The sequence below is a fragment of the Paenibacillus sp. FSL R5-0473 genome (assembly GCF_038004565.1).
Classification (GTDB): Bacteria; Bacillota; Bacilli; order Paenibacillales; family Paenibacillaceae; genus Paenibacillus; species Paenibacillus amylolyticus.
The window spans coordinates 5,197,851-5,223,993 of record NZ_JBBORL010000001.1; the positions used below are offsets into that span (position 1 = coordinate 5,197,851).

24 protein-coding genes and 1 pseudogene are annotated in these 26,143 nt (G+C 46.2%); 3 read left to right on the top strand and 22 right to left on the bottom strand.

Going from position 1 to position 26,143, the window contains the following annotated elements; genetic code table 11:
- Window positions 1–201: 201 nt before the first annotated feature.
- Window positions 202–1,533, bottom strand: a complete 1,332-nt coding sequence (locus tag MKY28_RS22750; RefSeq protein WP_340937090.1) for an MFS transporter — start codon at window positions 1,531–1,533, stop codon at window positions 202–204.
- A 347-nt stretch (window positions 1,534–1,880) separates the two neighbouring features.
- On the opposite strand from MKY28_RS22750, the gene MKY28_RS22755 reads away from it, so the two are divergent.
- Window positions 1,881–2,342: a MarR family winged helix-turn-helix transcriptional regulator gene (locus MKY28_RS22755; protein WP_017690799.1), complete on the top strand. Its 462-nt coding sequence runs from the start codon at window positions 1,881–1,883 to the stop codon at window positions 2,340–2,342.
- 459 nt (window positions 2,343–2,801) lie between these two features.
- Here MKY28_RS22755 and MKY28_RS22760 read toward each other — a convergent pair whose 3' ends face one another.
- The 3 genes from MKY28_RS22760 to MKY28_RS22770 all read right to left on the bottom strand — a co-directional run bounded on the left by MKY28_RS22760 (window position 2,802) and on the right by MKY28_RS22770 (window position 5,423).
- Window positions 2,802–4,307, bottom strand: a complete 1,506-nt coding sequence (locus MKY28_RS22760; protein ID WP_340390569.1) for an MDR family MFS transporter — start codon at window positions 4,305–4,307, stop codon at window positions 2,802–2,804.
- A gap of 47 nt (window positions 4,308–4,354) precedes the next feature.
- A complete protein-coding gene (locus tag MKY28_RS22765; protein ID WP_036614167.1) occupies window positions 4,355–4,927 on the bottom strand; it encodes a GNAT family N-acetyltransferase in 573 nt (190 codons plus the stop codon).
- Window positions 4,928–5,126: 199 nt separating this feature from the next.
- Window positions 5,127–5,423, bottom strand: a complete 297-nt coding sequence (locus MKY28_RS22770; protein WP_076254765.1) for a hypothetical protein — start codon at window positions 5,421–5,423, stop codon at window positions 5,127–5,129.
- Between the two features lie 185 nt (window positions 5,424–5,608).
- Here MKY28_RS22770 and MKY28_RS22775 point away from each other — a divergent pair, with 185 nt between their 5' ends.
- On the top strand, window positions 5,609–6,106 hold the full coding sequence (locus MKY28_RS22775; protein WP_036614172.1) for a GAF domain-containing protein: 498 nt from the start codon (window positions 5,609–5,611) through the stop codon (window positions 6,104–6,106).
- A gap of 151 nt (window positions 6,107–6,257) precedes the next feature.
- Here MKY28_RS22775 and MKY28_RS22780 read toward each other — a convergent pair whose 3' ends face one another.
- The 7 genes from MKY28_RS22780 to MKY28_RS22810 all read right to left on the bottom strand — a co-directional run bounded on the left by MKY28_RS22780 (window position 6,258) and on the right by MKY28_RS22810 (window position 14,569).
- Entirely contained in the window at window positions 6,258–7,070 is an 813-nt protein-coding gene (locus MKY28_RS22780) for a MerR family transcriptional regulator (RefSeq protein WP_101315046.1), read from the bottom strand.
- A 369-nt stretch (window positions 7,071–7,439) separates the two neighbouring features.
- Complete coding sequence (locus MKY28_RS22785; protein ID WP_340937091.1) at window positions 7,440–8,864, bottom strand: aldehyde dehydrogenase family protein; 1,425 nt, start codon at window positions 8,862–8,864, stop codon at window positions 7,440–7,442.
- A 246-nt stretch (window positions 8,865–9,110) separates the two neighbouring features.
- Complete coding sequence (locus MKY28_RS22790; RefSeq protein ID WP_282319500.1) at window positions 9,111–9,533, bottom strand: universal stress protein; 423 nt, start codon at window positions 9,531–9,533, stop codon at window positions 9,111–9,113.
- Window positions 9,534–9,551: 18 nt separating this feature from the next.
- Window positions 9,552–10,772 carry an MFS transporter gene (locus tag MKY28_RS22795; protein WP_036614180.1) on the bottom strand — a complete coding sequence of 407 codons (1,221 nt, stop codon included), beginning with the start codon at window positions 10,770–10,772 and terminating at the stop codon, window positions 9,552–9,554.
- Between the two features lie 230 nt (window positions 10,773–11,002).
- Window positions 11,003–11,455, bottom strand: coding sequence for a helix-turn-helix domain-containing protein (locus MKY28_RS22800; RefSeq protein ID WP_101315043.1), 453 nt, complete (start codon window positions 11,453–11,455; stop codon window positions 11,003–11,005).
- A 191-nt stretch (window positions 11,456–11,646) separates the two neighbouring features.
- Window positions 11,647–12,003 carry an SdpI family protein gene (locus MKY28_RS22805; RefSeq protein ID WP_076254810.1) on the bottom strand — a complete coding sequence of 119 codons (357 nt, stop codon included), beginning with the start codon at window positions 12,001–12,003 and terminating at the stop codon, window positions 11,647–11,649.
- Window positions 12,004–12,208: 205 nt separating this feature from the next.
- A complete protein-coding gene (locus MKY28_RS22810) occupies window positions 12,209–14,569 on the bottom strand; it encodes a heavy metal translocating P-type ATPase (protein ID WP_340937093.1) in 2,361 nt (786 codons plus the stop codon).
- 345 nt (window positions 14,570–14,914) lie between these two features.
- Between MKY28_RS22810 and MKY28_RS22815 the strand changes: the two genes are divergently transcribed.
- Entirely contained in the window at window positions 14,915–15,286 is a 372-nt protein-coding gene (locus MKY28_RS22815; RefSeq protein ID WP_036614212.1) for an ArsR/SmtB family transcription factor, read from the top strand.
- A 151-nt stretch (window positions 15,287–15,437) separates the two neighbouring features.
- Here MKY28_RS22815 and MKY28_RS22820 read toward each other — a convergent pair whose 3' ends face one another.
- The 11 genes and pseudogenes from MKY28_RS22820 to MKY28_RS22870 form a co-directional block, all read right to left on the bottom strand.
- On the bottom strand, window positions 15,438–16,598 hold the full coding sequence (locus tag MKY28_RS22820) for an AI-2E family transporter (protein WP_036614215.1): 1,161 nt from the start codon (window positions 16,596–16,598) through the stop codon (window positions 15,438–15,440).
- Between the two features lie 309 nt (window positions 16,599–16,907).
- Window positions 16,908–17,942 (bottom strand): LLM class flavin-dependent oxidoreductase, encoded by a 1,035-nt coding sequence (locus tag MKY28_RS22825; protein ID WP_051449565.1) that lies wholly within the window; start codon window positions 17,940–17,942, stop codon window positions 16,908–16,910.
- Window positions 17,943–18,101: 159 nt separating this feature from the next.
- Window positions 18,102–18,413, bottom strand: coding sequence for an ArsR/SmtB family transcription factor (locus tag MKY28_RS22830; RefSeq protein WP_036668255.1), 312 nt, complete (start codon window positions 18,411–18,413; stop codon window positions 18,102–18,104).
- A 113-nt stretch (window positions 18,414–18,526) separates the two neighbouring features.
- Complete coding sequence (locus tag MKY28_RS22835) at window positions 18,527–19,108, bottom strand: NAD(P)H-dependent oxidoreductase (RefSeq protein WP_036668256.1); 582 nt, start codon at window positions 19,106–19,108, stop codon at window positions 18,527–18,529.
- 167 nt (window positions 19,109–19,275) lie between these two features.
- On the bottom strand, window positions 19,276–19,719 hold the full coding sequence (locus tag MKY28_RS22840; RefSeq protein WP_327196762.1) for a MarR family winged helix-turn-helix transcriptional regulator: 444 nt from the start codon (window positions 19,717–19,719) through the stop codon (window positions 19,276–19,278).
- Between the two features lie 160 nt (window positions 19,720–19,879).
- Window positions 19,880–20,557, bottom strand: a complete 678-nt coding sequence (locus MKY28_RS22845; protein ID WP_036614223.1) for an NAD(P)H-dependent oxidoreductase — start codon at window positions 20,555–20,557, stop codon at window positions 19,880–19,882.
- 211 nt (window positions 20,558–20,768) lie between these two features.
- Complete coding sequence (locus MKY28_RS22850; RefSeq protein ID WP_340937094.1) at window positions 20,769–22,514, bottom strand: methyl-accepting chemotaxis protein; 1,746 nt, start codon at window positions 22,512–22,514, stop codon at window positions 20,769–20,771.
- A gap of 195 nt (window positions 22,515–22,709) precedes the next feature.
- The gene (locus MKY28_RS22855) at window positions 22,710–23,168 is read right to left on the bottom strand and encodes a DUF523 domain-containing protein (RefSeq protein WP_340937095.1); all 459 of its coding nucleotides are present in this window, start codon (window positions 23,166–23,168) and stop codon (window positions 22,710–22,712) included.
- Window positions 23,169–23,227: 59 nt separating this feature from the next.
- Window positions 23,228–24,511 (bottom strand): hypothetical protein, encoded by a 1,284-nt coding sequence (locus MKY28_RS22860; RefSeq protein WP_340937096.1) that lies wholly within the window; start codon window positions 24,509–24,511, stop codon window positions 23,228–23,230.
- Window positions 24,508–25,086, bottom strand: coding sequence for an RNA polymerase sigma factor (locus MKY28_RS22865; protein ID WP_340937097.1), 579 nt, complete (start codon window positions 25,084–25,086; stop codon window positions 24,508–24,510). Before MKY28_RS22865 ends, MKY28_RS22860 begins: the two co-directional genes overlap by 4 nt.
- 231 nt (window positions 25,087–25,317) lie before the next feature.
- Window positions 25,318–26,053: pseudogene (locus MKY28_RS22870) on the bottom strand (class I SAM-dependent methyltransferase).
- Window positions 26,054–26,143: the final 90 nt, after the last annotated feature.

Below are 26,143 nucleotides of genomic sequence, written 5' to 3' on the forward strand. Positions count from 1 at the left end.
TCACCCCCTTTCCGCTAATGCGTTGGTGGGACAAGGCATATGAGTTTTCCCCTAGGAATAATTAGAATACAGGGATTTCTGCCTGTTCCTCATTAAACGTGAAGGCGTTTACTCAAACGCTTTATAATCAAAAACTTAAAATTTGAAGTAAATTCAAACCTTCATTTCAACTGTTCTAACCTGAGCAGATCCGGCCTGTTTTCAGTCGCCTGCAATCATGGTCTTGGCTTCAATGGAGCCAGTCAGATCGGCTTTTTCCCCGCTACGTTTCATCAAATAAATCAAACCAAGCAGGGTCATCAAAATGCCTGAACAGACAAAAGCCGGCACTACACCAAATGAGGTGACCATAAATCCGCCTACCACCGGGCCCATAATATTACTGGCTGTCATCACGCTGCCTACCGTTCCAAATACCCTGCCTGTCATCGCCTCAGGTGTTTGTTCCTGCAACAGGATCTGAAAGGGGACAATCGCAAACCCAATTCCGACACCTGCCAGGGCAAAGAGGGATACTAACAACAGATTGGCACCTAGCCCGGCGTGCGGCCAAATCCCAACAATAACTCCGGCTCCGCCGATAACCAGACCCATAAGTGTGGTACCCAGACCCATTTTCAAAACATGCCCTGCATGCTTCCACTTCCGTACACTCATCGCTGCAATTAATGTACCTGCGCCACTTGCTGCCACGCACCATCCCAGCAGATCAGTTGAAATTCCGGGAAGTTGTCTGAATAACACCACAGTCTGTGAATCGGCAAATTGCAGAAAAAGTATGGCTGAAGCAAGCAAAATCAGAGACGTTCCTACATGAGGGAGAGATGCAAGCATGCGGATACCCTCCAGTGTTTCTTTCCAAAAATAGCCTTTTGAGCGGTTGCGAACATCCCCAGCTGGCTCTTCCTCTACTTCTGTTACGTTATGAATTGCGGTTTGGATCACCCGAGTTCCAGGAATCCACAATAAAATGATGCCGGAGATCAGAAAAGACGCTGAATCGAGAACAAAACACCAGGTAATGCCAAAAGCGGCTACCAAAAGTCCGCCAAGCGCCGGACCAATAATTTTGGACATCTGTTCGATCACCGAGCTGATGGATACAGCTTGGGCAAGCTGTTCGCGAGGTACAATTTCCTTCAGCTTTCCGTTTTTGGCCGGAGAGAAGATTACATCGAACAAGGATTTGAGGACAAGCAGTATGTAGACGTGCCAGATCTGATCAGCAAAAATTAACGCACCCACGATGATAATCCGTGCACCATCGGCTACAATCATCAGCCATTTTCGGTTCAGGCGATCTGCAAGTGTGCCTGCGAATGGCCCTGTCAACAGAATGGGTAGTGCTGCGGAAAGTGTGACAAATGTAATCTCCCAAGGCGTTGCATTCCAGCGGATACCCACGAGGGTCAGAATTGCGAGCAGATGCAGCCAATCACCCAGATTGGAAATAGCCTGTGCCACCATCAATGTTACAAAAGATCGGTTATTCTTCAGCGGTCGTTGTCCTTCAAACGTTAAATCACTTGTCATCCTTCTTCTCCTCCATCATCTTCCAATTCATAGTATGAACTCATTATATAGAGCAGCCCTTGACTCGACCTCCTGCCAGAGGCGGAGAAAAAGCGACATCTGAAGGATGATTTTTCAGCATGATGAATGATCAAATTTTAAATGCTAAAAATGCAAATCTTGTGACATATCGCATGTTTTTCGTAGAAATAGAAGTTTACAATTAAACCATGGCGACAACCTGAATCGTCAAACATAAATAACCAACTCATATAAGTTGAAATACTCTTTTACATGAACAGCATAACGGAGAGGACCCCTCTTCATCATTTCAACTTATAAAACTAATCTGAAAAGGCGGGATCAGCATGCTGGAATTACAAGAAATCGGAACCGAACGTTCACTTCATCTGTACCGCACCTTGGCCCAGACATTCAAGAGCGTGAATGAACACGCTGTATCCGGAAGCAAAGTGCATGGCTTCAACCCCACCGCATACGGGGTGCTCGAAGTGTTATATATGAAAGGAGCTCAGCCGATTCAACAGGTTGGCGCACAACTTCTGCTGCAAAGTGGTAATGTGACCTATGTGATCGATAAGCTGGAGCAAAAAGGATTGTTACACCGCAAACATTGTCCGCAAGACAGACGTATCATCTTTGTGGAACTGACCGAAGAAGGACAGCGCACCATGGATGACATCTATCCAGGCTATGCGTTGAAGATTGATCGGGCGGTAAGTGGACTAAGTGAGGAAGACAAGGAATTGCTGTCCGAACTCTTGGGAAGGCTTGCACATTCCGCAGACCGTTTATCAGCAAGCAGCTAGAGCGTATCTTAAAACCTGTCGAAAGCGGGAGCGTAACTGAATGTTCTGGAGCAGATATGGAGCGGGAGCGCTAACGCTAACGAACCTGTGACGTCTTATTCAGGGGTTTGAAGCGCTCGCAGCATTTTAAGGAATCTGACACACGCTATCTTTGAATAAACAGCCGTTTACAACGTGTTTTTCAGGTGATTTCGGGAAATAAGTTGTCTCATGTTCCTTACAATTGAGAAACAGGAGCAGAAGGTCAAATAAGACGTCCTCCGTTCCTTAGAAATTCGTCTGGACGATTCACCAGAATCAGCCAGCCTGTACTTCAAAATGCTTTAGACCCGGACATCCCCCAACGTATCACTTGCATGAGTTTGAAAATATACTCTAATCCACTGCACATGTGCCATCAACAAAAATAACCGGATTTGCCTGACATCGGCGAATCCGGTTTTTCGTATACATCCACTTTTACTTTGAGCCTTGTGGCTGCGTTGGAGCATCTGCATCTTCGGGTACAATTAAACGTTTGCGTAAAGCAAGCGTCGTTACCCACGAGACCAGTGCAATGACAAACATAATGACAAACAGGGAATGCAGGCTTCCTTCCAGAACGTTACGCAGCAACGCCCATTTGTCATCCGATAGGGCAGCATCCGTATGTGGAGCGAGCAGTTCATTCAGATCATTCTCCGAAATTCCAGCCTCCGCCAGATTCTGTTCACTGGATAACGTCGAGATCCGATAGTTTAACCACGTGCCAAAAGCCGCTGCACCAATCGTCTGTCCCAACGTACGCATGAACGTATGCAGTGCCGTAGAGGAACCACGTTCCTTATACCCTACAGACGACTGCGCAATAATGGTGAAGATCGTAAACGCAAATCCGAAGCCGAGACCATAAATAAAGGTCAATATAAAGAGCACAGCCTGCGGGGATGTCCCGCCCACCAGAAAGAGTCCACCCGATCCAATCGCAATACCGGTTAACCCAATCAATGCGGTCATACGTGATCCAATTTTCATTAACAGACGGCCTGCCATCACACTACCAATGAGCCAACCCACCGACATCGGTGCGAGCAACAGCCCGGATTCCGTCGCATTACCTCCCCGAACCCCCTGCACCCAGAGCGGCAAATAACTGGTCAGGCCGATCATCAAAGTACTGGTCAGCAGTCCGGCTATATTCGCCACACGGATGTCCCGAATTCGGAACAAATGTAGTGGAACCATAGGGGCCTGAGCTCTTTTTTCCACCACGAAAAATAAAATAATAAACAGAGCGGCGACCACACTCAGCACAACAATCAACGGAGAACTCCAGGCATAATACTGCCCACCCGCCGACAGGACAAATAACAATGCGGTAATGCCCACCGTGAAGGTCAGTGCACCGACATAATCAATCTTGGCCGTACGTGGAGAGATATCTTCCTTCAGATAACGAAATACAAACCACATCGCGAGCAGACCAAACGGCACATTAAAACCAAAGATCCACTGCCAGCCGAGATTATCTACAAAATAACCACCAAGCAGCGGTCCCGCCAGAGAGGAAATGCCCCACACGGAGCTAATCCATCCCTGGATTTTGCCACGTTCTTCAATCGCGTAGATGTCCCCAATAATCGTAAATGTAACAGGAACTACCGCACCCGCACCAATCCCTTGAATAGCACGGAAAATAATCAATTGCTCCATGTTCTGCGACAGACAGCACAAGAGTGAACCCAGTAAAAATAACGCACAGCCAATCAGAAATACAGGCTTTCGTCCATACAAGTCACTGATTTTACCGAAAATGGGCGTACTCACAGCCATCGTCAACAGGTATGCGGTGAAAATCCAGCTCAGCAGCTGTACACTCCCCAGTTCACTGACAATGGTCGGCCCTGCCGGACCAATTACGGTGCCTTCAATCGCTGACAGAAATGTCGCGAGCAACAGCCCCGTCAAGATGAAACTGCGCTTCAAACCTCCGGTTGCATTCACACAAACCCTTCTCTCTTCGTTTCTCTCTTTTATTTACCTCGCTTGCGAAGGAACTCATCATACAACATGGAATACATCACCATATCCTTATATCCGGTGGACGTATGTTGCACCTGTCGCAGCAATCCTTCACGTGTGAAGCCGCGGTTTGTCAGGAACTCGCCGGAAGCCAGATTACGCGGATCAACCAGCGCTTCAATTCGATTAAGACCCATGGTCTCATATCCAAAGGGCAGCAATGCGGAGAAAGCCTCCGTCATATAACCATGTCGCCAATAATCACGTCCCAGCTCATAACCAATCTCACCCCGGAATGCGCCTTCAAGCTGCCATGTGTTAAAGCCACAGCTGCCGATGAGCTTGCCTGTTTCTTTAAGTTCGATCCCCCAGCGGATCGCATCCTCTTCTCCTGCCATTTGGTTGAGCAGTCCAATCATGTCCGCCGCTTCGCTTGTCCCAATCATGGGTGCAAGATTCATGTAACGGGTCACCTCGCGATCTGACCAGCATGCGAACATCTGGGCCGCATCCCGGCGACGCATTTTACGCAGACGAAGCCGCGCAGTCTCCATTTCGGGAATTCTTCCTTTGCATTTATACATATAAAGACACTCCGATCCGATCTATCTCCGCAGACCATAATATTCACTAGTCATCTAATCATAACCTGCGCCGAATGGCAACTGTTCAGTCATGGACACACGTCAAAAAACCGGGCCAATTTCGCTCCCGGTCTTGTTGTACGTATGGAACTATTCAAGTTTGAGTGAATTACGGAATCATGGCTTGTCCTAATGAATTTTAAGCTTTGGACGTTTTCTTGCCCTTCCCCAGTAATTCATCGCTAACCCGGCCAAACACAGCCGTGATTTCCTTGAATTCTTCGATGCCAGTCCCGGTCAGGCTCCATTGGTCCCCGTGGGCGGTCAGGAAGTTCTCCTGTGTCAGGTGTTCAAGCTCCTGCTTGATCTCCCGCTCTCCAACGCGATATCCCCGTTCTTCCAATAGGGGCAGTGCCTCGCTAACGTTCAAATCCTGATTTTGCGCGAAATGTAGTAGATGAATCCGTACAAAAAGATTCTGTACCTCTGCATGCATAAGCCAAGCTCCTTCCCGGGTTATAGCCCTCCGTGGTTGCTAAGTAATTACCCCGCGCAAGAAGCTGAGAAACAGGAGGATTCTTCAGGTATTCCCTTCCCTTTCCGAAATCCTCCGCTTGACTAACCGCATCCTCTGCACTATCTTGAAAATAAGTACCATTTTGCTCGGGAGGGTGATTTACCATGTTTCAAGCTGTTTCCTATGAAGGAACACGAAGTGAGCAGCACACCGCCGTCCTGGGACAGTTAAGTGCTCTGATCCGCGATGAACCTAGTGCGATTGCCAATCTGGCGAACGCTGCTGCGCTGCTCAATGTATTTATGACCGACACCAATTGGGTCGGCTTCTATCTGTATGATGGAAAAGAACTGGTCCTCGGACCATTCCAAGGACTGCCTGCCTGTATCCGAATTCCACTGGGACGTGGTGTATGTGGCACATCTGCTGCGGAAAAACGTACCCTGGTCGTTGATGATGTTCATGCCTTCCCAGGCCACATTGCCTGTGATGCAGCATCGAACAGTGAGATCGTCGTACCGATTATCAAAAACGGCGAGCTGTACGGGGTGCTGGATATCGATAGCCCGATCAAAAACCGTTTTGACGACGAAGACCGCGTCTTCCTGGAGAAAGCCGTAAGCCTGCTCACAGAGCAGTTGGAGGCAACCATACCTCTTTAGGAAATGATGAATAAGGTGATCGGAGTCTCATCACACACGATGATGAAGAACCCGTAATAACAAAGAGCGCAGTCCTCTCAGAGGTCTGCGCTCTTTGTTATCCATTATGATTCACACCCATGTTCTTGCTCGCCCATGTTACTTTATGCATTTAGGATAAATCATGTTCCGCTTTAATCATCATCCCATCCCGCAGGAATTCAGCCAGCCTCGGATGGTAACCATCATACATCTGACGGAAATTTTTATGCTCTACATACAGATTGGCCAAATCCCGATAGATCTCAGCGGTGGGTGTATAATAACCTTTGATCCATTCAAGATGCCTGCCAATAATCTGTTGTACTTTCGCACTACCGGGCTCCAATCCATCCTCAATGGCCTGTTGCAAGTCCAGATGAACTTGATCAATTTTCGCCTGGGAATCCAGATAATCTTCTTTTGACTTCATCTCCTGATTTTCAGGCAATGTGGATGAATTGGAAGATTGGATGTCGGACCTCTGAGCATCGTCTGTCTGCACATGGTTCATATCATTAGTGACTACAGCTTCAGAACCCGATTCATTCAGCAACTGGTGACGCCCCTTATTTACAAAACCGATATAAAGATCATGTTCATCAATTTCCTGTTCACCTTGCAAATGAGAGATCGTTTTGTCCAGTGTCTGAATCAATCCATGCAGACGGAGTGCCTTCTCCAGAATATCAATGCGATGTTGCTTCATGATGCGTATGACATCCTGAGGATTATCCCGGAGCATCGGGGCAATCTCATTCTCCTTCATACCTACTTCCTTACAGAAAAGGATTTGCTGGAGTCTCAACAATTCCTGCTTTTCATAATAGATGTCCTCATCTACATCCCCAAATGCCGGATTCAGAAGACCTGTCTCCGCATACTGGCTCAGTTCGTTCAGACTTACGCCTGACATTCCCGATACGTCAACCATGGAATATGCCATTTGAATACACCTCCTGCCTGTCCTGCAACTCCAGAGTTCAGGCTTAATTCATACTGCATTGTATTTGAATAATGAGAGAATATAAGACTTTCGGCAATGCTGTACCGCTTCATTCCGCTCGTGCTCTGGATGGGTACATCATGCTTCAGTGATATGAGCGGCGGTTGGTCAGTTATGTTGCGGTATGTTAACTATGTTATACCCGTCTCATCAGATGTGAACCCGCAGTCGGCGAAGAATCCGCATGTATTTTTGAAAACTTTTTCCATGATCTTCATATAAAAAAACCTGTGCCATTATTCTGGCACAGGCGTGTGTGGTTATGTTTTCATTGGCATACGGTATATTGAGTAAAATAATGGAAGATACTCACCCTTTGTTAAACATAACAAATTTCAATTCCGTCATTTCCTCTACAGCATATTTTACACCTTCACGTCCGATACCACTCTGTTTCACCCCACCATAGGGCATGTGATCCACTCGGAACGTCGGAATATCATTAATCATAACTCCGCCTGCTTCAATCTGATCGACAGCATGGAGGGCGGTATGGATATCGTTTGTAAATACGCCTGCCTGAAGCCCGTATATCGAATCGTTAACATGTTCAATACCCTCTTCAACGGAAACTACCGTATTGATCACAACGATGGGTGCAAACACTTCCTGACAGGATACCTTGGCATCACGCGGAACGTTAATCAATAACGTTGGACGAAGAATGCCTCCTTCAGCTTGACCGCCTGCTGCCACCTCAGCCCCTGCCTGTTTGGCTTCTTCAATCCAGTCGAGTGTACGCTGTACATCCTTGGAGGTAATCAGCGCAGAGACCACCGTATCCGGGCTCAGCGGGTCTCCGACCACCACTTGTTTAGCCGCTTCAGCGAAACGCCGGATGAATTCTTCCGAGATGTCACGATGTACGTAGATTCGCTGTAGCGAGATACATACCTGTCCCTGATAGGTGAAAGCTCCCGTCACACATCGAGGAACCACTTTATTCAGGTCTGCGTCCTTATCCACAATGACCGCTGCATTCGACCCAAGCTCCAGTGTCACGCGTTTGAGTCCTGCTTTGCTACGAATGCTCGTGCCTACCGCTGGACTGCCTGTAAACGTAATGTGAGCAACACGGGGGTGCTCCACAAGCACATCACCAATCGTTTTGCCCTCACCGCTCACCACGTTCAGTGCACCATCCGGCAATCCGGCTTCCTGAAGCAGATTAGCGATGTAATAGGAAGACAGAGGCGTCTGCTCCGCAGGTTTGAGAACAATCGTATTGCCCGCTGCCAGCGCTGGACCTACCTTGTGGGCTACCAGATTCATTGGAAAATTAAACGGTGTAATCGCACCGATGACACCTAGAGGTTGCCGCATCGTATAACCGATACGTCCTTCTCCACCTTTGGCTGCATCCATCGGAACCGTCTCTCCGGTCAGTCGCTTGGCTTCCTCAGCGGCAAAACGATACGTTTCCACCGTCCGGTCAACCTCGGCCAGCGCTGCGGTAATCGGCTTCGCCGCTTCAAGCGCTATGATTCGCGCTGCTTCTTCCTTGCGTTCTTCGAGCATGGAGGACAACTTGTACAGAATATCTGCACGCTGATGTGCAGGCATCTGGCGCATTGCCTTCCCAGCCTGAACGGCAGCTGCAATAGCAGCCTCCGCTTCCTCGGCTGAAGCCGACGAGACTTCTGCGAGCGTTTCCCCGGAGTATGGTGCTTGAAGTGTTTTATAATCTACGGATTCGGTGGGTTTGCCACCGATAAACAGATGTTGTTTTTTCATATGTTGCATCCTCCATCCTTTTAGAACCTATTGAACTAGAGAAAAGAATATTACACTGCCACTTCGATGACAGAACAACCCACCAATCGCTGTCTCATGTAAAAGTTCAGTTTAATTTATATAATCTATTTATACACTATTTCCGTGCCATCAACCCACTACGGTATTCGGCAATCATAGCTTGTAACGTACCTGATGAGCCATTGTGGCGATCTTGAGCTATTGCATTATAAAGGATTTCACAACCTATTTAACCGTCAGGACGGGGCATTCTGCATGTTTTAACACGCCATGACTGACACTGCCCACGATCATCTCTGCGAGCATGCCTTTCCCGCCGGTACCCATCACAATCATTCCACAATCTCTTTCACGCGCCACACGGCAGATCTCATTAACGGGATCACCTGCAATCAACAGCGTTTCATATGCAACGTCACGCCCTGACAACTGATTAGTCACAGGTTCTATAATATGTTGCCCTTCTTCGGCAATCCGAGCTTCCAGATCAACACCCAATGCAGGTTCATTGATCGAAATGGCAGGATTCACGTGCACGATCAACAGACTTGCGGGATGTTTCATATCTTCAGCCAGGATCAGAGCTTGTTCCAAAGCCTTATGAGCATGATCCGAACCATCAACAGCAACCAATATACGTTTCAACATTGCAATTCCTCCTGTGAATTAATGAGATGTAATGGCGGAATCGATATCCCGCAGATGATGACGGCGCACCAGCAGTACCACGACTCCAACCAGAACCATTAATGCACCAAAATAAAACGGCGTTTCCGGCAGGAACCACTCGGACAATTTACCCGCAAGCCATGGAGCAAGTGCACCACCCAGGAAACGAACGAAGCTGTATGCAGCAGAAGCAACAGAACGCTCTACAGGTGCAGCTTCCATAACAGCCGTTGTAATTAACGTGTTGTTAATCCCAAGGAAAATCCCCGCTACAATGACTGCCACAATAACGGTAGTTGGTGAACCCATCACCGTACCTACTGCCATAACAACCAGATCAATCGCGAACAATGTAAGCATGACACTCATGGACGGAACCGATCCGAATCGGCGTTGTAATCTTGGTGCCACGAATACCGACGTAATCGCCAGCATCAGTCCCCAGCCAAAGAATACATAACCCAAGCCGTGCTCATCCAGATTCATGACATATGGTGAATAAGCCATCAAGGTAAAGAAACCAAAGTTATACAGGAAGGCGGTAATCGCCAATGTTTTCAGTGAAGGATAACTTAATGCTTTAAACGGATCGGACAAAGAACTGCGTGTTTTCGGTTTGGCCATCTTGGGCAACATAAATGTAATGCTGATAAAGGCAATCGCCATCAGAACAGCCACCCCATAAAACGGGCCACGCCAAGAGATGGAACCTAGCTCACCACCAAGCAGCGGTCCAACCGCAATCCCGAGACCAAGCGCTGCTTCGTACAAAATAATCGCTTTGGCTGTCCCCGACGTGGACAGTCCCACAATGGCAGATAACGCCGTTGCGATGAACAAGGCATTACCCAGTCCCCAACCGCCACGGTAACCAACCAGTGCACCTACCGTGTCTGAGGTACCGCCGAGGAACGAGAAGATAATAATCAACAATATACCGCTGAGCAGCGTCCACTTCACACCAATCCGGCTGGATACAACACCTGTAATCAGCATCGCTACCCCGGTTACAGCGTTATAACTGGTAAATAGCAGTGACACCTGGCTTTTCGAAGCATGCAGCTGATCTGCAATCGCGGGCAGGATCGGGTCAACCAGCCCCAGACCCATAAAAGATATGATACATGCAAAAGCAACCGCCCATACCGCTCGCGGCTGGGATAACAGGCCCCCACGTGATGACGGCAATTCGTCCGGTAATGATGGCTCTCTTTTCATACGTAATTCCTCCTGTGAATAATTTATGTGGTTAAGCTTTATATTTGAAAACGACCGTGAAAATAATGAAAACATTCTATACATTTTCAGAATTAGAGGTAACAAAACGGCACAAATGACACCGAAACATCCGGTGTTTGTACAGGATCGCTACAGGTACTATGGTGCTCACTCCATGTAGCGATTATGTGTATACAGTTTTGTTTATTTGAAAATAGATGCTAATTCGGTTAGCCGTCTTCATCACCCTGCGGATCATGTGCCTGTAACTTCTGAATACCACTCCGAACGCGTTCACGCAGCTCTTCCAGTTCAGTCTGTACGGCATGTATGCTCTGAAGTTTCTGCTCAATCAGTTGCAACTGACCATCCAGCGTTGTTTCCATCGCGGTAAGCTTCTCGATCCGTTCTCTTACTTCGGTCGTCTGCTGGTAGTCAAAACGTTGTTCGTTCAAGGCATCTGCCGTTGCCACATAGGTATGTAACTCCTGAAGGGAGAATCCAAGTACCTCTTTGGCGCGAACCACCTTTTTCAGATAATCGATATCCTCCCGAGTGTACAACCGCGTCCCGCCATCTGTCCGCTGAGGTGAAGGCATGACACCAATCTCTTCATAATACCGAATGGTTCGCTTGGTCAAACCACATTCCTTGGCTACGTCGTCGATTTTATATAAACTCATTTCCCTCACCTCTTCCATATGTCTATAATGTTATGTACATAATTATATATAATATTAACGTTAACGTCAACGTTAGATTTTGTGTATGAAGTCTTAGCGAGTTTAACATCCTCTACAGTTTTCTATTTCAACAAAAAAAGACCCGCTTCACACGCGAGTCCTCTTCTCTAAACCTATTCCCTAATCTTACCTTAAACGTTCTGCTCATTCTGTTGCTGTTGAGCACGCTGCATTTGCTTCAACCGGCCTTCAACTCTGGTAAACAATCTGAACGTATAGAATCCTGTAGCAACCAGACTCAGAACCAAAGCTCGTACATCTGTAAGCCAGAAACCGATAATGCCGAATATCGTGATAATCACACCAAATTGCATCATCAGATTGGCGCTATAACTTTGCGCTTCGTCCCATAACTCGGGATTACTCATTGCACGCGGGGTCCGATAACCATATATTCCGTTAATCATTTTCGGTGGTTTTTTGAACACCATCAACCCCAGAATGAAATAACACACTCCAATGATGATCCCTACTACTGCTCCTGTCAAAACGTTCTCCCCTTCACTGTTGTCTTCCATAGACCTGCTCACACTGACACTCCGATGACAGAATAACCTGCGATGGTAGCTTCGCTACTTCAGGTCATCTCTGTCCTCTCCGTTCTCGTGTAAATGTCTAGTTAGACTTATCTACATAAAAATATAAAAACGGCTCTACGTATATACGAAGAGCCGCCTGGATCGTTTCGTAAACTTAGATATTCTTCACACGAAGTACACGCATGGCGTTCAGGACAGCTAGCACCGTGACACCGACATCCGAGAATACCGCTTCCCACATGGTAGCTATGCCAAACACACCGAGTAACAGGAAGATCGCTTTAACTCCCAGAGCAAACGCGATATTTTGCCACACAATCATTCGTGTACGCTTAGCAATGCGGATTGCACTCGCTAGTTTCGACGGTTCATCGGTCATGATGACCACATCTGCTGCTTCAATCGCGGCATCTGAACCAAGTCCACCCATGGCCACACCCACATCGGCGCGTGCCAGCACAGGTGTATCGTTGATACCGTCACCGACAAACACCATTTTCTCCTTCGGAGATTTGGCAGCTTCCAGTTGTTCCAGTCGCTCGACTTTATCCTGTGGCAACAATTCAGCGTAGACCTCATCCACACCCAGCTCACGTCCTACCGCTTCACCTACGGCTTTGGCATCACCTGTCAGCATGACCGTTTTGCGGATGCCGAGTTTCTTCAGCGCCTGAATGGCTGCGGCTGCGTCATCCTTCACTTCATCGGCAATGATCAGATGACCAACATACGTACCAGCTTCAGCCACGTGGACTATCGTTCCGGCTGTCTCTGGTGTGGTATAGGATATACCCGCCTGCTTCATTAATTTGGCGTTGCCTGCCAGCACTTCCCGACCATCGACGCTCACCTTAATCCCATGTCCGGCAACTTCGTCATAACCTTCCACACCTTGCGTGGGAATGGCTTTGGCCCAAGCTGCGCGAATGGATTCGGCAATCGGATGATTGGAATTGGCTTCGGCAATAGCTGCAAGCTCCATCAGTTCTTCTTCCGTGCGTCCACCTTCGGGATGAATGGCTGTTACTTTGAATACACCTTTGGTTAGTGTACCCGTTTTATCAAAAACAACAACTTTCACATCGTTCAACGCTTCAAGGTAGTTACTGCCTTTGACAAGAATCCCGTTACGTGAAGCTGCTCCGATACCACCAAAGAATCCAAGTGGAATAGAGACCACCAGCGCACAAGGACATGATATAACCAGGAAGACCAATGCACGATAGATCCAATCGGCAAATGTTGCACCACTAAGTATCAACGGCGGAACAAATGCAATCACGGCTGCAAGGATAACAACAACCGGTGTGTAATAACGGGCAAATTTACTAATAAAATGCTCTGTTTTCGCTTTCCGGCTGCTCGCGTTCTGCACCAGGTCCAGAATCTTGGATACCGTTGATTCACCAAACGTTTTAGTCACTTCAATTGTCAACATACCATTTTTGTTCACAAATCCACTCAGTACATCACTTCCGGACTCCAGCTCACGAGGTACGGATTCACCTGTCAGAGCAGAAGTGTCCACCATGGAACGCCCAGCTCTAACGATACCATCCAGCGGTACTCGCTCTCCTGCTTTCACGACAATACGATCACCAATTCGTACGTCTTCTGGAGATACACGACGGGTCTCGTCACCCGAACCCGTCAGGATATTCGCGTAGTCCGGGCGAATGTCCATGAGCGCTTGAATCGACTTGCGTGACCGATTAACCGCCATGCCCTGAAACAGCTCCCCGAGCTGATAAAAGAGCATGACCGCTACCCCTTCCGGATACTCTCCAATAGCAAAGGCACCCAAGGTAGCGACGGACATCAGGAAGTATTCATCGAATACCTGACCGCGGATGATGTTTTTGGACGCCTGGAGCACGATATCTCCCCCGGCAATCAGATAAGCGAGCGCATATAGAGTAAACTGTGCCCAGCCCTCCAGTGGCGACCAGATTGCAGCTGCGAGCAGCACAGAACCTGCAGCAAGACGAGCAAGTAACACTTTTGTCTGTCCTGCACCATGTTCATGTGAGTGGCCTGCATGGGCATCATCATGGGTATGGCTGTGATCATGCCCAGCATGACTCCCGTGCTCATGTGTATGACCATGTTGATGTTGATCATGAGTATGCGAGTGTTTGCCGTGTGAATGTGAATGTCCATGATTATGTCCAGTATGGTCATGACTGTGGTTATGTCCAGTATGGTCATGACTGTGGTTATGCGCACCAGCTGCACTCCCTGTATGGGTGTGCACATGTCCGTTCACGTGTTTTCCTTTTTCCGAGATGCGAATATGCGGCTCCAGCCGAAGCACTTTGCGCTTTGCTTCTTCCACTACCTGTTCATCCATATCGGAAGTGGTGTGCAGCGATAATGTTTTGGTAACAAAATTGACAGAGCATTCGTTAATGCCCTTAATTTTTTTGACGCCATTCTCGATCTTTAATGCGCAGTTCGCACAATCCAATCCATCAAGTAGCAGTTCCCTTTTCACCTGTTCCTGTCCGGTTCCCATGTGAATTCTCCCCTTTGCAGTACAAAAACGATGTTATATTTCAATTGTATTCAATATATGAGCACTCATTCATATGTTTGGTTACCCCTATTATATGCACGCCTAAACATGAGTGTCAACAATCGTTGTTGATTTTTCATACAGATTATGCTAATAGTAATCATTTCGCTTTAGGCGGGTTTTGGATATAATAGAGCTATAGTTAAACTTTTGCATAAATCCGAACCAGTGAATTCCAATCAACAACAATTAGATCGAAATGGTTTTATTCGTCTAGTTGTTGTACTTACCAAATGGTTAAATCGAATTATGCAAATGTTGAGTTAACATAGGCGGTGATAGGAAATGGAACAACCGGTTAAAGCACCAAGCGAATGTGATGCAGCCTGCTCAGGTACTGAAGCCGACGTGCAGACGATTCGTACTTCACTCATAGATCGGGAGACCTCTTCCGAGATGGCAGATTGGTTCAAGGCATTCAGCGACCCCACACGTCTACGTATTATTGATGCGCTGTTACAGAAGGAATTATGTGTTCATGACCTGACGGTTCTGCTCGACATGGGACAGTCGGCCATTTCACACCAGTTGCGTTCACTCCGCAACATGCGGATCGTCAAGCGGCGCAAGGAAGGCAAGACCGTGTACTACTCTCTGGATGATGCTCATATTGAGCAGATTTTCCTGCAAACGCTCCAACATATTAAACACAGCTAGGCAGCAGCCAAGCTTGTTCATGCAGAAGAACCCCCGCCTCTCGGCTATATGCCGATGGACGGGGGTTCTTCTTGGTAAGGGTACCGTTTTATACAGGATACAAAGTGACTAAATCTTCTGATTAACTATCCATTGGAGCTTGCCACTTCGGTTATAAAAGATTGTTCTTGTTCGGGTCGTACAGGCCCGATCTGTCCTTAAACCAGTTGAAGATATGTGATACACATACTTTCAGCACCGCGTATCCTGGAACAGCGAGCAGAATGCCCACGACTCCAAACAGATTACCCGAAGTCAGAATGACAAAGATAATCGTGATGGGATGAATCTTCAGCGTTTTGCCCATGATCTGTGGTGAGATGAATTTACCCTCGATTAACTGCACGATTGTCCATACAGCAACCATCTTCAGCAGCATCACCGGCGAAGTAACCAGGGCCACTATCAACGCAGGTGTAATTGCAATTGCTGGTCCCAGATACGGAACAACACTTGTAAACGATGCGATAATGGCAAGAATCAGTGCATAATCCAGACCAATGACCATATAACCGATGTAGAGCAGAATACCGATGCAGAAGCTGACGATAATCTGTCCACGAATGAATGAACTGATCTGGTGATTGATGTCTTCCAGCACATGCATTGCACCTGTACGGCTCTTGATCGGCAGGAAAGACAGAATTTTCGCTGGCAGCTTCTTGCCGTCTTTCAGCAGATAGAACAGAATGAATGGAACCGTTACGATGGACAGTACGGTCTCAGTGAAAGCTCCGAGGAATCCGCCCAATTTGGTCCAGGTCGAGTTCAGAATTTCAGTAGCCTTTTGGGAGATTGTTCCCCACCAGTCCTGCGAATTCAGATTCACCGTTTCCTGGAACTGACCGAACAATTTACTGCCCGTAAGCTCCTCAAACTGCTGTTTTACCGTCTCACTGTAGGTTGGGAAATTTTCAATCAGCCCCACAATCTGGTTACGCACAACCGGAATGACTGCCAGCACTACGACGGTCAGAATGCCTCCAATCGCAAGATACAGGATTAGAATGGACCAGCCGCGCTTAATTTTCCACCGCTCCATCACATCCACAATCGGATTAAGCAGATAGTAGAGTATGCCTGACAGAATAATAGGTAGCACAATTGTTTTGATGAGTACTGCGAGCGGATGAAGAACAAAGGATACTTTGGTCAGAACCATCACGTTCAGTCCCACCAACAGCAGAATTAGCAGAAATAGGACAAACTTGTTGTTAAGAAAAAATCGCTTGAACCGCTCCGGCCAAACGCGGGGTTGCTCAGGTTGCTCCATAGGCGTGTCGTCCTCTCTTATGACTCTTAATCAAAACTAAACTATAAAGCTAAATAAATGCCCACACACGAAAAAAATACCTTGTACAAGCCAACATATGTATAACACTCTGGATTTATACGTATGGTGCTGTTTAACCGTTTCAAATTAAACCGGTAAAGTCATTTTACCCCAAAATGAGTCTTCTGCCCCACACGAATCATTTGCAAATTCTCCCTATTCAAAAACGGCCCGCCTCACTGGGAGACGAACCGTAAATTTATAGCTATACCCTACCAATAAGCCAGCTTTTATGCTGAAAAATGAAGATTAAGCTTTTCCTGCTAATTGTGCGATTAACTCATAGGAATGCAGACGTGCCTTATGATCATAGATCATCGACGTAATAATCAGCTCATCTGCCTGCGTCTGCCGAATGAAAGATTCCAACTGTCCACGTACGGTTTCTGGTGAACCATTAACAGCTGCCTTCAGCGTCTGCTCAACACCAGCTTTCTCACGATCCGTCCATTTGCCTTCCATCTCTGCCGGAGGCTGTACCAATCCCGTTGTGCCGCGAATAATGTTCAGGAACTGCTGTTGCATCGTTGTACCCAGCCATGCTGCTTCCTCGTCTGTATCCGCAACAACGGCGTTAACACCAACAATCACATGTGGCTCCTTCAAGCTATCAGATGGTTGGAAGTTGTTTCGATACGTTTCCAGTGCAATCCGGGTGTAATCGGGCGAGAAGTGGCTGGCAAAAGCAAACGGCAATCCCAGCTGACCTGCCAGACGTGCACTGAAATCACTGGACCCCAAGAGGTAAATTGGAATATTTAATCCTTCTCCAGGAACTGCGCGAACAGGCGCATGATAAGATGTCGCCGAAGCATCAAAGTATGCTCTGAGTTCTGCCAAAAGCTCAGGGAAATCTTCCCCACTGTTCAGATCTTTACGTAGTGCAAGCGATGTACGGCGGTCACTACCTGGTGCGCGACCCAGTCCCAAGTCAATTCTGCCAGGATAAAGGGATTCCAGAGTACCAAACTGCTCAGCGATGACAAGCGGTGCATGGTTAGGCAACATGATGCCTCCTGAACCCAGACGAATCGTTTTGGTTCCACCAGCCAGATATCCAATAACAACCGAAGTTGCGGAAGAAGCAATACCCGGCATGTTGTGATGTTCAGCTACCCAGTAACGGTGATATCCCCAACGCTCTGCATGCTGTGCCAGATCAAGACTGTTGCGCAAAGCATCAGCAGGTGTTGCACCCACAACGACGGGGGCCAGATCCAAAATGGAAAGCTTAACGTCATTAATATGTTCTTTATGGGATGAAGCCGTATTTTCAGTAGTCATTATCATTTAATCTCCTCGATGATTATATTTTTGTATATCCAGATATATAGATTAATTAAATCGCAATTGGATATGGTGATGTGTTCATAATCTAGCCGTTTACATCCGGACGGAATCCCTGCCTGCATATGCATCCTAGCTTCCGTTCCGGCATCCGGCTTATAACTCGTTCTGTACGTACTCGGCAAACTGACGGATTGTCTCCTCGTTGCGCCGATAATACGTCCATTGTCCTCTTCGCTCGGAGAGCAGCAACCCTGCCTTGAGCATAGTCAGCAGATAACTGGAGATAACCGACTGAGCCAGTCCAGCCTTCACTTGAATCGTACCAACACAGATTCCGTTCTTGCCACCATCCGGATGCTGAGATAGTTCCAGCGGTGGGAAGTGTTGCTCCGGGTTTTTGAGCCACAACAAGATTTGTCTACGTGTCTCGTTCGATAATGCTTTAAATATAAGTATAGGTTCCATGGGTAAATTATACCCCCTTTCATCCATTTTGCAAACACATGAACAAACAAACCGACTCATGATCGAGTCGGTCTGGTATCATATGGAATCCGTATCTGGATTCAACATCCATATTAGAAATTGGTTGTAATCGTCTGTTTAACCTGATCCAACATGGCTTGATATGCGGGGGCATCCAGGTATCCAATACTACCGAAGAGCAGATGATCTACGGCTTCAATACCTACAAAATCGAAGATACCTACGTCTGAAGTTAATTTCAGTCCAGCGGTCATGCCAATCTGATCATAAATTTCACTTGGTGTACCATGTGTATTGATGATGAGTCCTTTTTTGCCTGTCAGCAATTTCTCGATTCCCGCTTCACCTGCTGCATATGCAAAACCATAGGCGAATACACGGTCAACATATCCTTTCATAATGGCAGGAAGACCTGTCCACCAGATCGGATAGATGAATGTGATAACTTCTGCATCCGTAACAAACTGTTGCTCTGTTGCGATATCCTGTGGTGTCTGTCCTGCACGCATGGAAGCTGTGTCAGCTTCAGTCAGTACGGGTTGGAATCCAAGTTTGTACAAGTCACGAACAACCACTTCATGGCCTTGAGCTTCGAGAGCTTCTACAGCAGTATTGAGGATTGCGTTATTCAAGCTGTCTGTGTGTGGGTGAGCATATACGATAAGATGTTTCATGGTGTGAATCCCTCCAGGTTTGGTTTGAGTTAGGTTGCGAAAATGGGGTTACATTGATACGCTCCCGCATACATAGATATCTATGTATATGGGCAAAAAAATATTTGGGCTCCTCTGCCTCCACCCCAGTCAAATCTGAAAGGGTTGCAGACAGAAGAGTTCATTCATTATAACTTTCGGACAATAATGGATAACAAGCTCTCCAATTGCTCCGACTGTTCATCGGACAAGCCACTATAGATGATGTCATTAATCTGCTCTGATACCTGATGGAAGATCGGTTCGAGTCGCTTCCCCTGTTCGGTTAGGCGAATAATCGTCACCCGGCTATCTTCCGCACTCTTGTTGCGTTCAACATAGCCAAGCTTCTCCAGCTTGTTGACCAGTACCGTTACCGTTGGTTGCGTGCGTTGAACACGTTCAGCCAACATCTTGATCGACAGCGTCTCTTCCCGGTACAAGAACATCAATACATCTCCATGAGAAGGAACAATCCCTGTTACCTCATGCTGTTCCAATTCGTGTACAATCCGTTTGTTGACATGGTCTCTGATTCTTGCAATCAGTGCAATTGCGTTGTATTTAGGCATGACCTCATTATACATAGACATCTATGTAATTTCAAGTTCTTTTTATAAAAAAGAAAACAGCCCTTTCCATCCTGCTAACATGTGGAAAATATCGGGCTGTTTCGATTCTACTTTGATCCTGATCTATAATGTTAGATCTTAGCTAATCGTTTTTTGAATTCATGTTGGATTCATGCTGAATTCAGTTAATCCATTGCGTGATTTTCTCAACGGATTGTCGGGACTTCTCACGCTGGGGCTCCTCTGCCCGATAACCGAAGGCTGCCATCATGGAGACGCCCCATGCGCCATTTTCCAGCAAGCCCTCTTCTTCCATAATACGGTGGACGCCCTCACGGCTGAAACCTTCGATTGGACAAGAATCAATCTCGATCTGAGCTGCCGCCGTCATCATGTTGCCGAGTGCAATATAAGTTTGTTTAGATGCCCAGTCAAATAATGATCGTGGATTATCAAGAATCTTCTGGTTATTTTGAAACTTTCCATAAGCCTCACTTGTTAGCTCAAATACGTTATTTGGCATTCCCTTTGTTTCCTTCAACATGTACTCCGCATAGGGAGAATTATAACTGGCATCTGACCGGGCCAAAATAACAACAAAATGGCTTGCTGTAGCCAATTGCTTTTGAGCGCCGGAAGAGACTTCGGACAGACGCTTACGCAGGTTTGGATTTTGTACAATCAGAAACTTCCACGGTTCAAGGCCAATGGAACTTGGAGATAATCTGCCTGTTTCCAATATAAATTGGAAATCCTCATCCGAGATTTTGCGGGTATCATCAAATATCTTTGTTGCATGCCGGAAATGATACGCCTTTAAGATGTCTTCCTTTGTCTTTGACTTTGCTGTAACTTCCATGGAGCTCCACGTCCTTTAATATATTTTTTTTATGTTGAACAATAATGTTAAAGTGGTTTCATCTCAAGTATTAGTTTAGGACCTATGTGTATAAATTAAAAGTACGCACATTATTGTTTCTTGGTTTATAAAAGTAAGTATTGAATGAAAGACAGCAATAATCCACTGGGCACATACATGGCCCTAGTGGATTATCTATGACTCTTTTCTTTTAAATCTTGAAATCTTGAACCAGCTTATTCAGATTTAATGCACTATCCTTGACTTGATCAGATTGTTTAACTACTTCCACAGATTGCGCAGCAGAAGCGACCATGTGTCCTGCGATTTCCTGACTGGATGCGGCTGATTGTTCACTGGCTGATGCAATTTCGTGAATGGAGCCCACTAGTATTTTGATATTTGCAGTCACTTGTTGTGAGGTTGCATTGAGATCTTTAACTGCATTGGCATGATCAAGGGAATCGACATAATACTGTTCAGCTGTATCCTCCAATAATTTATAATCTTTGCCAACCTGATTGAACATAAAGGATAGCAACTCTTTAGCATTCGAGGACAGATTGGTCACAGACTGCATAACTTCTTCCGTGACCTGCTGAATTTGATCGGCAGCCTGTCTGGAATCATCAGCCAACTTTCGAATCTCGCTTGCAACAACCGCAAAACCTCTACCTGCTTCTCCAGCCCTTGCAGCTTCAATGGATGCATTGAGTGCAAGCAGATTAGTCTGCGCCGTAACATCCAAAATGGATTGAGATAATATACCAATCTGATCTACAGCTGTTGCACGTTCCAGCGCTTCTGACATCTTCTTACTCGTATGATCATACATGTCTATGGCTGCTCGGCTCGATTCGCGGGCTTCCTGCTTCAACTTTTCAGCCTTCGTGCTGGTCACATAGGCGGACTCTGCTTGTTTAGATGTCTGTTCCGATATATATTCAGCTCCCTGTTGCATCTCCGCAGCCGAATGATTCATATTTTCCGTATGGGCTGAAGCCTCTTCCATTGCAGCCGAGAGCTCTTCAACTGTAGCTGATACTTCACGAATTCGTTCATTCAGACCAGCCATGTTCTGGTTGGTAAGATCGCTAACCTGGTTGATATGATGAGATTCCTGAACTACACCACGAATGACATTTGTTGTGGAATCGGTCATTGTACGAATAGCTCGTGCGATGACACTTATCTCATTATTTCCCTGTGTTAGATGCGGATCTAAGGATGCCGTTAAGTTGCCTTGTGTTATTTCTTCACAATAACGGGTGATAGCTTTCATTCGTTGACGTATACTGCGAATCACTACAAATGAAATAAGAATGAGTGCTGCAAGTGAAAACAAAAGAACCGAACCGAGCACCAATGCTCGCTGCTGAATTACTTCCTGTGTATCCGCATAGAGCTTGGCTGACTCTTCTTCGTTATGCGCACTCAACAGGGTGATCGTCTCCACAATCGCTGTACTGCTTTTGTTAATTCTTCCTCTCTCATCACTATCGTAGGTGCCCGACATCTTTTTGGTATCCATGATTTGCTCAATATCCTGATAATATGTATCCATCTTTGCTACCAAATCTGCAAATATCTCTTTTTCTTTGGTATCCAATGTTCTTGCTGAAAATTCATTCAAACCATCCGTGATACTCTTCTTACCTTTCTGAACCTGATCGTACTGTTTGTCGGTATACTCTGCATTATCAAGAACCTTTGTATAATTGGCGCGCATATTATAGAAATTACTTTTCAATTCAAGAACATTGGTTTGATGCTGGAAGCGGTCATTATAGAGGATGCCTTGTCCCGTTTTTGCTTCGTTCATTCCGAAAATCCCAATCAGAAAAACAGTAAACAAGCCGATTAGACTAATCACAGTCATGATGACCATCGTTGTTGTTAATTTCATATCTTTGAGTTTATTTCCTTTCTTATTTTTTGGCTTAGACTGAATTGACATGATTATTCCCCCACTTTAAATAGTAGATAGCCTTATATATCTTATATCTATATCGTATGTATCCATATTGTTTGTTAGCATTTCAGGAAAATCGACTTTATTCATTTGATGAGAAAAGTAATGGGAGACAACAAAAAAGCCGCCAGGATATAATCCAGCGGCTTTTCTGTGAATATGAAACGATATCTGTTCGACCTATAGTTGCTCCATCCACTCATTTTCAGAAATGACGGTATATCCTTCTTGTCTCAACAATGCTGAGGTGACACCTTCTCCAGTTACCTTTTGATTGGCAAAATTCCCATCATAGATCATCTGTGTACCACAGGACGGACTAAACTCCTTCAGTACCACACAAGATACATTCAATTCTCGCGCCCATTCGAGCGTCTGATAGGCTCCCTTAATATACAACTCTGTGACGTCCTTGCCACTTTTCTCGATCACTTTTGCAGTGCCTGCCAGTACGTCCTTGCCCGTGCCACCGATAATTTCAGCTGGTTCCCGTGGAGTGGAGAATCCGCCAAGCAGCTCCGGACATACCATCTTAGCCTGCTCCTGCTCCACCAGCTCCTGAATCTTCTCATCCAGGCTCGCTGTTCCATTGTAACGGCAAGCTACCCCTGCCAGACATGAACTCACCAAATATTTCATCGTTATCTCCTTATACACATTCCATCTATGAAGTAAATTGTAACATATAAGATCAAGCTCTATAACTCGCCTCTGGTGATCATCTTGATCCGTCCATCTTCCCTGTATTCAACCTGAAAAACATCCTTGCTCGACTCCAGTTCAAATGTGACCATGCCTGGATGGTCAGGATTACGGTGAAGTTTATACGCTTGAAGATCCATTTTAAATATTTTTTTAATTATAGGTTCTACTTCTCCTCTAAGAAGAGACTCCTGTATGTTATATAGTTCCTGATAATAAGCCTCTATTTCTTCCCAGTCTGCAAAGTCTTGCTCATAGTGATTAGCATCCCCAACCGTATAACCCATGCCCGCTTTTCCTTCGGTCATCTGTACAAAGTAGTTATCTTTAAAGGAAAAAAAGACTGTATCCTTACCGAGTTCATCATCTTCGCTTCGGCTTGCTCTTACCAGATCAAGATTGGCTTTACCAGACAGAGCCTCAATCGCGTTTCTGGCATCCGTCAGCGCTGCCTGGGATACTTGATCAGGTCTAAGGTCGCCTGTGATCGAGACAGCCTTGTCCTGCTGCCATACAATCTCCCCATAACCATCGCCAGTCTCATTCTCTAACGCTAATGTCGTATGTGATATCGGCTCCAATTCCCCTTGCTTCATACTCACAAAACGTTGGACTGATGCAGGTTTAAGCGTTGGAGTAATGCCTATACTTTGCAAAAGCGATGGAACTTGACGCAGATAACGGTGTTCCAGCTCGCTTGGCTGCATCTCACGTCTCATTCCTACTTCACGCAGATTTCCTGTTGTCGCATCGAGCCATATCTGTGCATACTCCTTCTCACTTTCATTTCCAGCCTCTACATATATTCTGCCGGACACAGGCAAATCTTCCACTTTCGTAATCTTCAGCTGTTTACCCAGATCATCTCGCATCGTAGTCGCAACATTTTTTTTCATTTTGTCGGTTAGCAGATTTGTGTTCAAACCATCGGATAACTGTAACGCTGCTGTCGGATAGACCTGCTCGATCACGGGTCTCACCAGCTGTCCATCATCCCAGATCCATAGGAACAATCCAGCAGCAATAACCAACGCACCCGTGCCGGCAACAAGAGGCCCTCTTCTAGGGCGACGCTTGTGTGACGCGTTGTTCACTTGCAGTCTAAACAGCCTGGATAACCTGGAACTCTCCTCTGGCCTATCTCCCTTGCTTTCCTCTTCCGACTTCTTCATCCACTCCACCTGTTGAAGCACCTTTCGCTTGTGATCCTCTGTAAAAGGAGACGAAGCAAACGGTCCCTTCCGGATTTCCTTTTCCCATTGCTCATCCTTGTGTCTCATTTGCTTCGCTCCTCCCATTGTTTCCGTACCTTTTCCTTACCTCGGGATAGTCTGGATTTTACTGTGCCTAAGCTGATTTTCAACATCTCAGCAATCTCACTCGTCGTAAGCTCATATTTCAGATTCAGCAAAAGAATCTCCCGAAACTTCTTTGGCAACGCCAGAACAATATCCCAGATTTCATGGATATGCTCCTTACGCATCACTTCCATCTCGGCCGAAGGATGTGCAGGCTGCTCTGCAATCATGACTCTTTGGTTCGAACCCCCACGCTCTGTCTCAATGGGTAACGTCTCTCCCCACAGACTGTTACGAAAAAATCTGGATTTTTGATATGTAAAAGTGGTGTTCCTAGTAATCGTCAACAGCCATGTTTTCAGTGAGCAATCTCCACGATAATGAGCGATCCCCGAGTACGCCCGAATAAATACCTCCTGTGACAATTCATCTGCCTGTTCGGCACTTTTGGTCAGAAAATAAGCGTAATTCCAGACGTCATTTCCGTAGTCATCCATTATGCTACTAAGTGTGTAATTGTCTATGGTCTGAGCCTGTGCCAGTAATTGATCATCCAACTTTTGTTCACCTCACTTAATATGACTGAGTCTAATGTGGTTTCGTTCCCTGTTTTGGACATTATTTCTTATTTATTGTAGCAAAATAAAAAAACAGCATGTTCAACATCGTTGAACACGCTGATCCCTTCAAGTTTACTTAGTTAATAATCTCTATCAGAAAGCTTTTAGGTGAACGCTCCACTTCCACAGTTTCTTTCTGCCCTCTAGTCTAACGTATCATTTTCATCGTTATGCTTTCACCGCAGCAATCATCAGAAACATCGGTCTCCGATTCTCGTCTCTCATGCTTGGAACCTGTTCCATCATCTCCAGCGATGGCTTGGATTCAGCTACCTGTTGAATAGCAAACCCTGCCTTAATCAGTTCATTGAGATGTGTTGCCAGTGTGCGATGATATTTAACCACATCCTGATTCAGAAAGTTCGCCACACGTTTCCCTTCATCATGGTAATCATCCACGGGCCAGTGCAGGATTTCACCTTCGGGTCCGTAATGCCAATCCTGCGCAACGCGAGCGGTGAAGATGGGATGTTCGGAAGATAGTACAAATGTGCCCCCTTCTACGAGAAAATCATTGATCTTAGCGTACACCGTGTCTAACCGTTCAATATAATGCAAAGCAAGTGAACTGATCACAACATCGAATTGTCCCGGTGCAAAATCAATATCTTCAATTGCCAGCTGCTTGTACTGGATCTGCGGGTCGTCCGTCATTTCACGAGCACGCTGAAGCATATTTTCAGACAGATCTACACCGATCACTGAACTCGCTTGCTGCTCTCGCGCATACCGGCAGTGCCACCCAAAACCAACATCCCAAATCCAGCACACGCTTGTCCTTCAAATCAGGCAAAAGAGTCCGCAGTTCATGCCACTCCCCCGCTGCATCCAGCCCTTGAACGGAACGAGCCATCTTACTGTAGTTATTGAAAAATTCAGCTTCATCGTATTTATTTTGTTTCATCAAGAGATTCCTCCCGCCTTATAAATATCCACCTACTCTATCACATAAACGATATTTAAACGCAAAAGTTGCCAAGAGAATTCATGGCGT

What these genes read in the sequence shown, in the direction of transcription:
- MKY28_RS22840 (WP_327196762.1), bottom strand. Translation starts at nt 19,719, where the DNA reads ATGTCTATGTATAATGAGGTCATGCCTAAATACAACGCAATTGCACTG.
- MKY28_RS22835 (WP_036668256.1), bottom strand. Translation starts at nt 19,108, where the DNA reads ATGAAACATCTTATCGTATATGCTCACCCACACACAGACAGCTTGAAT.
- MKY28_RS22770 (WP_076254765.1), bottom strand. Translation starts at nt 5,423, where the DNA reads ATGCATGCAGAGGTACAGAATCTTTTTGTACGGATTCATCTACTACAT.
- MKY28_RS22780 (WP_101315046.1), bottom strand. Translation starts at nt 7,070, where the DNA reads ATGGCATATTCCATGGTTGACGTATCGGGAATGTCAGGCGTAAGTCTG.
- MKY28_RS22765 (WP_036614167.1), bottom strand. Translation starts at nt 4,927, where the DNA reads ATGTATAAATGCAAAGGAAGAATTCCCGAAATGGAGACTGCGCGGCTT.
- MKY28_RS22785 (WP_340937091.1), bottom strand. Translation starts at nt 8,864, where the DNA reads ATGAAAAAACAACATCTGTTTATCGGTGGCAAACCCACCGAATCCGTA.
- MKY28_RS22850 (WP_340937094.1), bottom strand. Translation starts at nt 22,514, where the DNA reads ATGTCAATTCAGTCTAAGCCAAAAAATAAGAAAGGAAATAAACTCAAA.
- MKY28_RS22820 (WP_036614215.1), bottom strand. Translation starts at nt 16,598, where the DNA reads ATGGAGCAACCTGAGCAACCCCGCGTTTGGCCGGAGCGGTTCAAGCGA.
- MKY28_RS22790 (WP_282319500.1), bottom strand. Translation starts at nt 9,533, where the DNA reads ATGTTGAAACGTATATTGGTTGCTGTTGATGGTTCGGATCATGCTCAT.
- MKY28_RS22845 (WP_036614223.1), bottom strand. Translation starts at nt 20,557, where the DNA reads ATGGAAGTTACAGCAAAGTCAAAGACAAAGGAAGACATCTTAAAGGCG.
- MKY28_RS22755 (WP_017690799.1), top strand. Translation starts at nt 1,881, where the DNA reads ATGCTGGAATTACAAGAAATCGGAACCGAACGTTCACTTCATCTGTAC.
- MKY28_RS22830 (WP_036668255.1), bottom strand. Translation starts at nt 18,413, where the DNA reads ATGGAACCTATACTTATATTTAAAGCATTATCGAACGAGACACGTAGA.
- MKY28_RS22750 (WP_340937090.1), bottom strand. Translation starts at nt 1,533, where the DNA reads ATGACAAGTGATTTAACGTTTGAAGGACAACGACCGCTGAAGAATAAC.
- MKY28_RS22775 (WP_036614172.1), top strand. Translation starts at nt 5,609, where the DNA reads ATGTTTCAAGCTGTTTCCTATGAAGGAACACGAAGTGAGCAGCACACC.
- MKY28_RS22815 (WP_036614212.1), top strand. Translation starts at nt 14,915, where the DNA reads ATGGAACAACCGGTTAAAGCACCAAGCGAATGTGATGCAGCCTGCTCA.
- MKY28_RS22795 (WP_036614180.1), bottom strand. Translation starts at nt 10,772, where the DNA reads ATGAAAAGAGAGCCATCATTACCGGACGAATTGCCGTCATCACGTGGG.
- MKY28_RS22860 (WP_340937096.1), bottom strand. Translation starts at nt 24,511, where the DNA reads ATGAGACACAAGGATGAGCAATGGGAAAAGGAAATCCGGAAGGGACCG.
- MKY28_RS22825 (WP_051449565.1), bottom strand. Translation starts at nt 17,942, where the DNA reads ATGACTACTGAAAATACGGCTTCATCCCATAAAGAACATATTAATGAC.
- MKY28_RS22800 (WP_101315043.1), bottom strand. Translation starts at nt 11,455, where the DNA reads ATGAGTTTATATAAAATCGACGACGTAGCCAAGGAATGTGGTTTGACC.
- MKY28_RS22810 (WP_340937093.1), bottom strand. Translation starts at nt 14,569, where the DNA reads ATGGGAACCGGACAGGAACAGGTGAAAAGGGAACTGCTACTTGATGGA.
- MKY28_RS22855 (WP_340937095.1), bottom strand. Translation starts at nt 23,168, where the DNA reads ATGAAATATTTGGTGAGTTCATGTCTGGCAGGGGTAGCTTGCCGTTAC.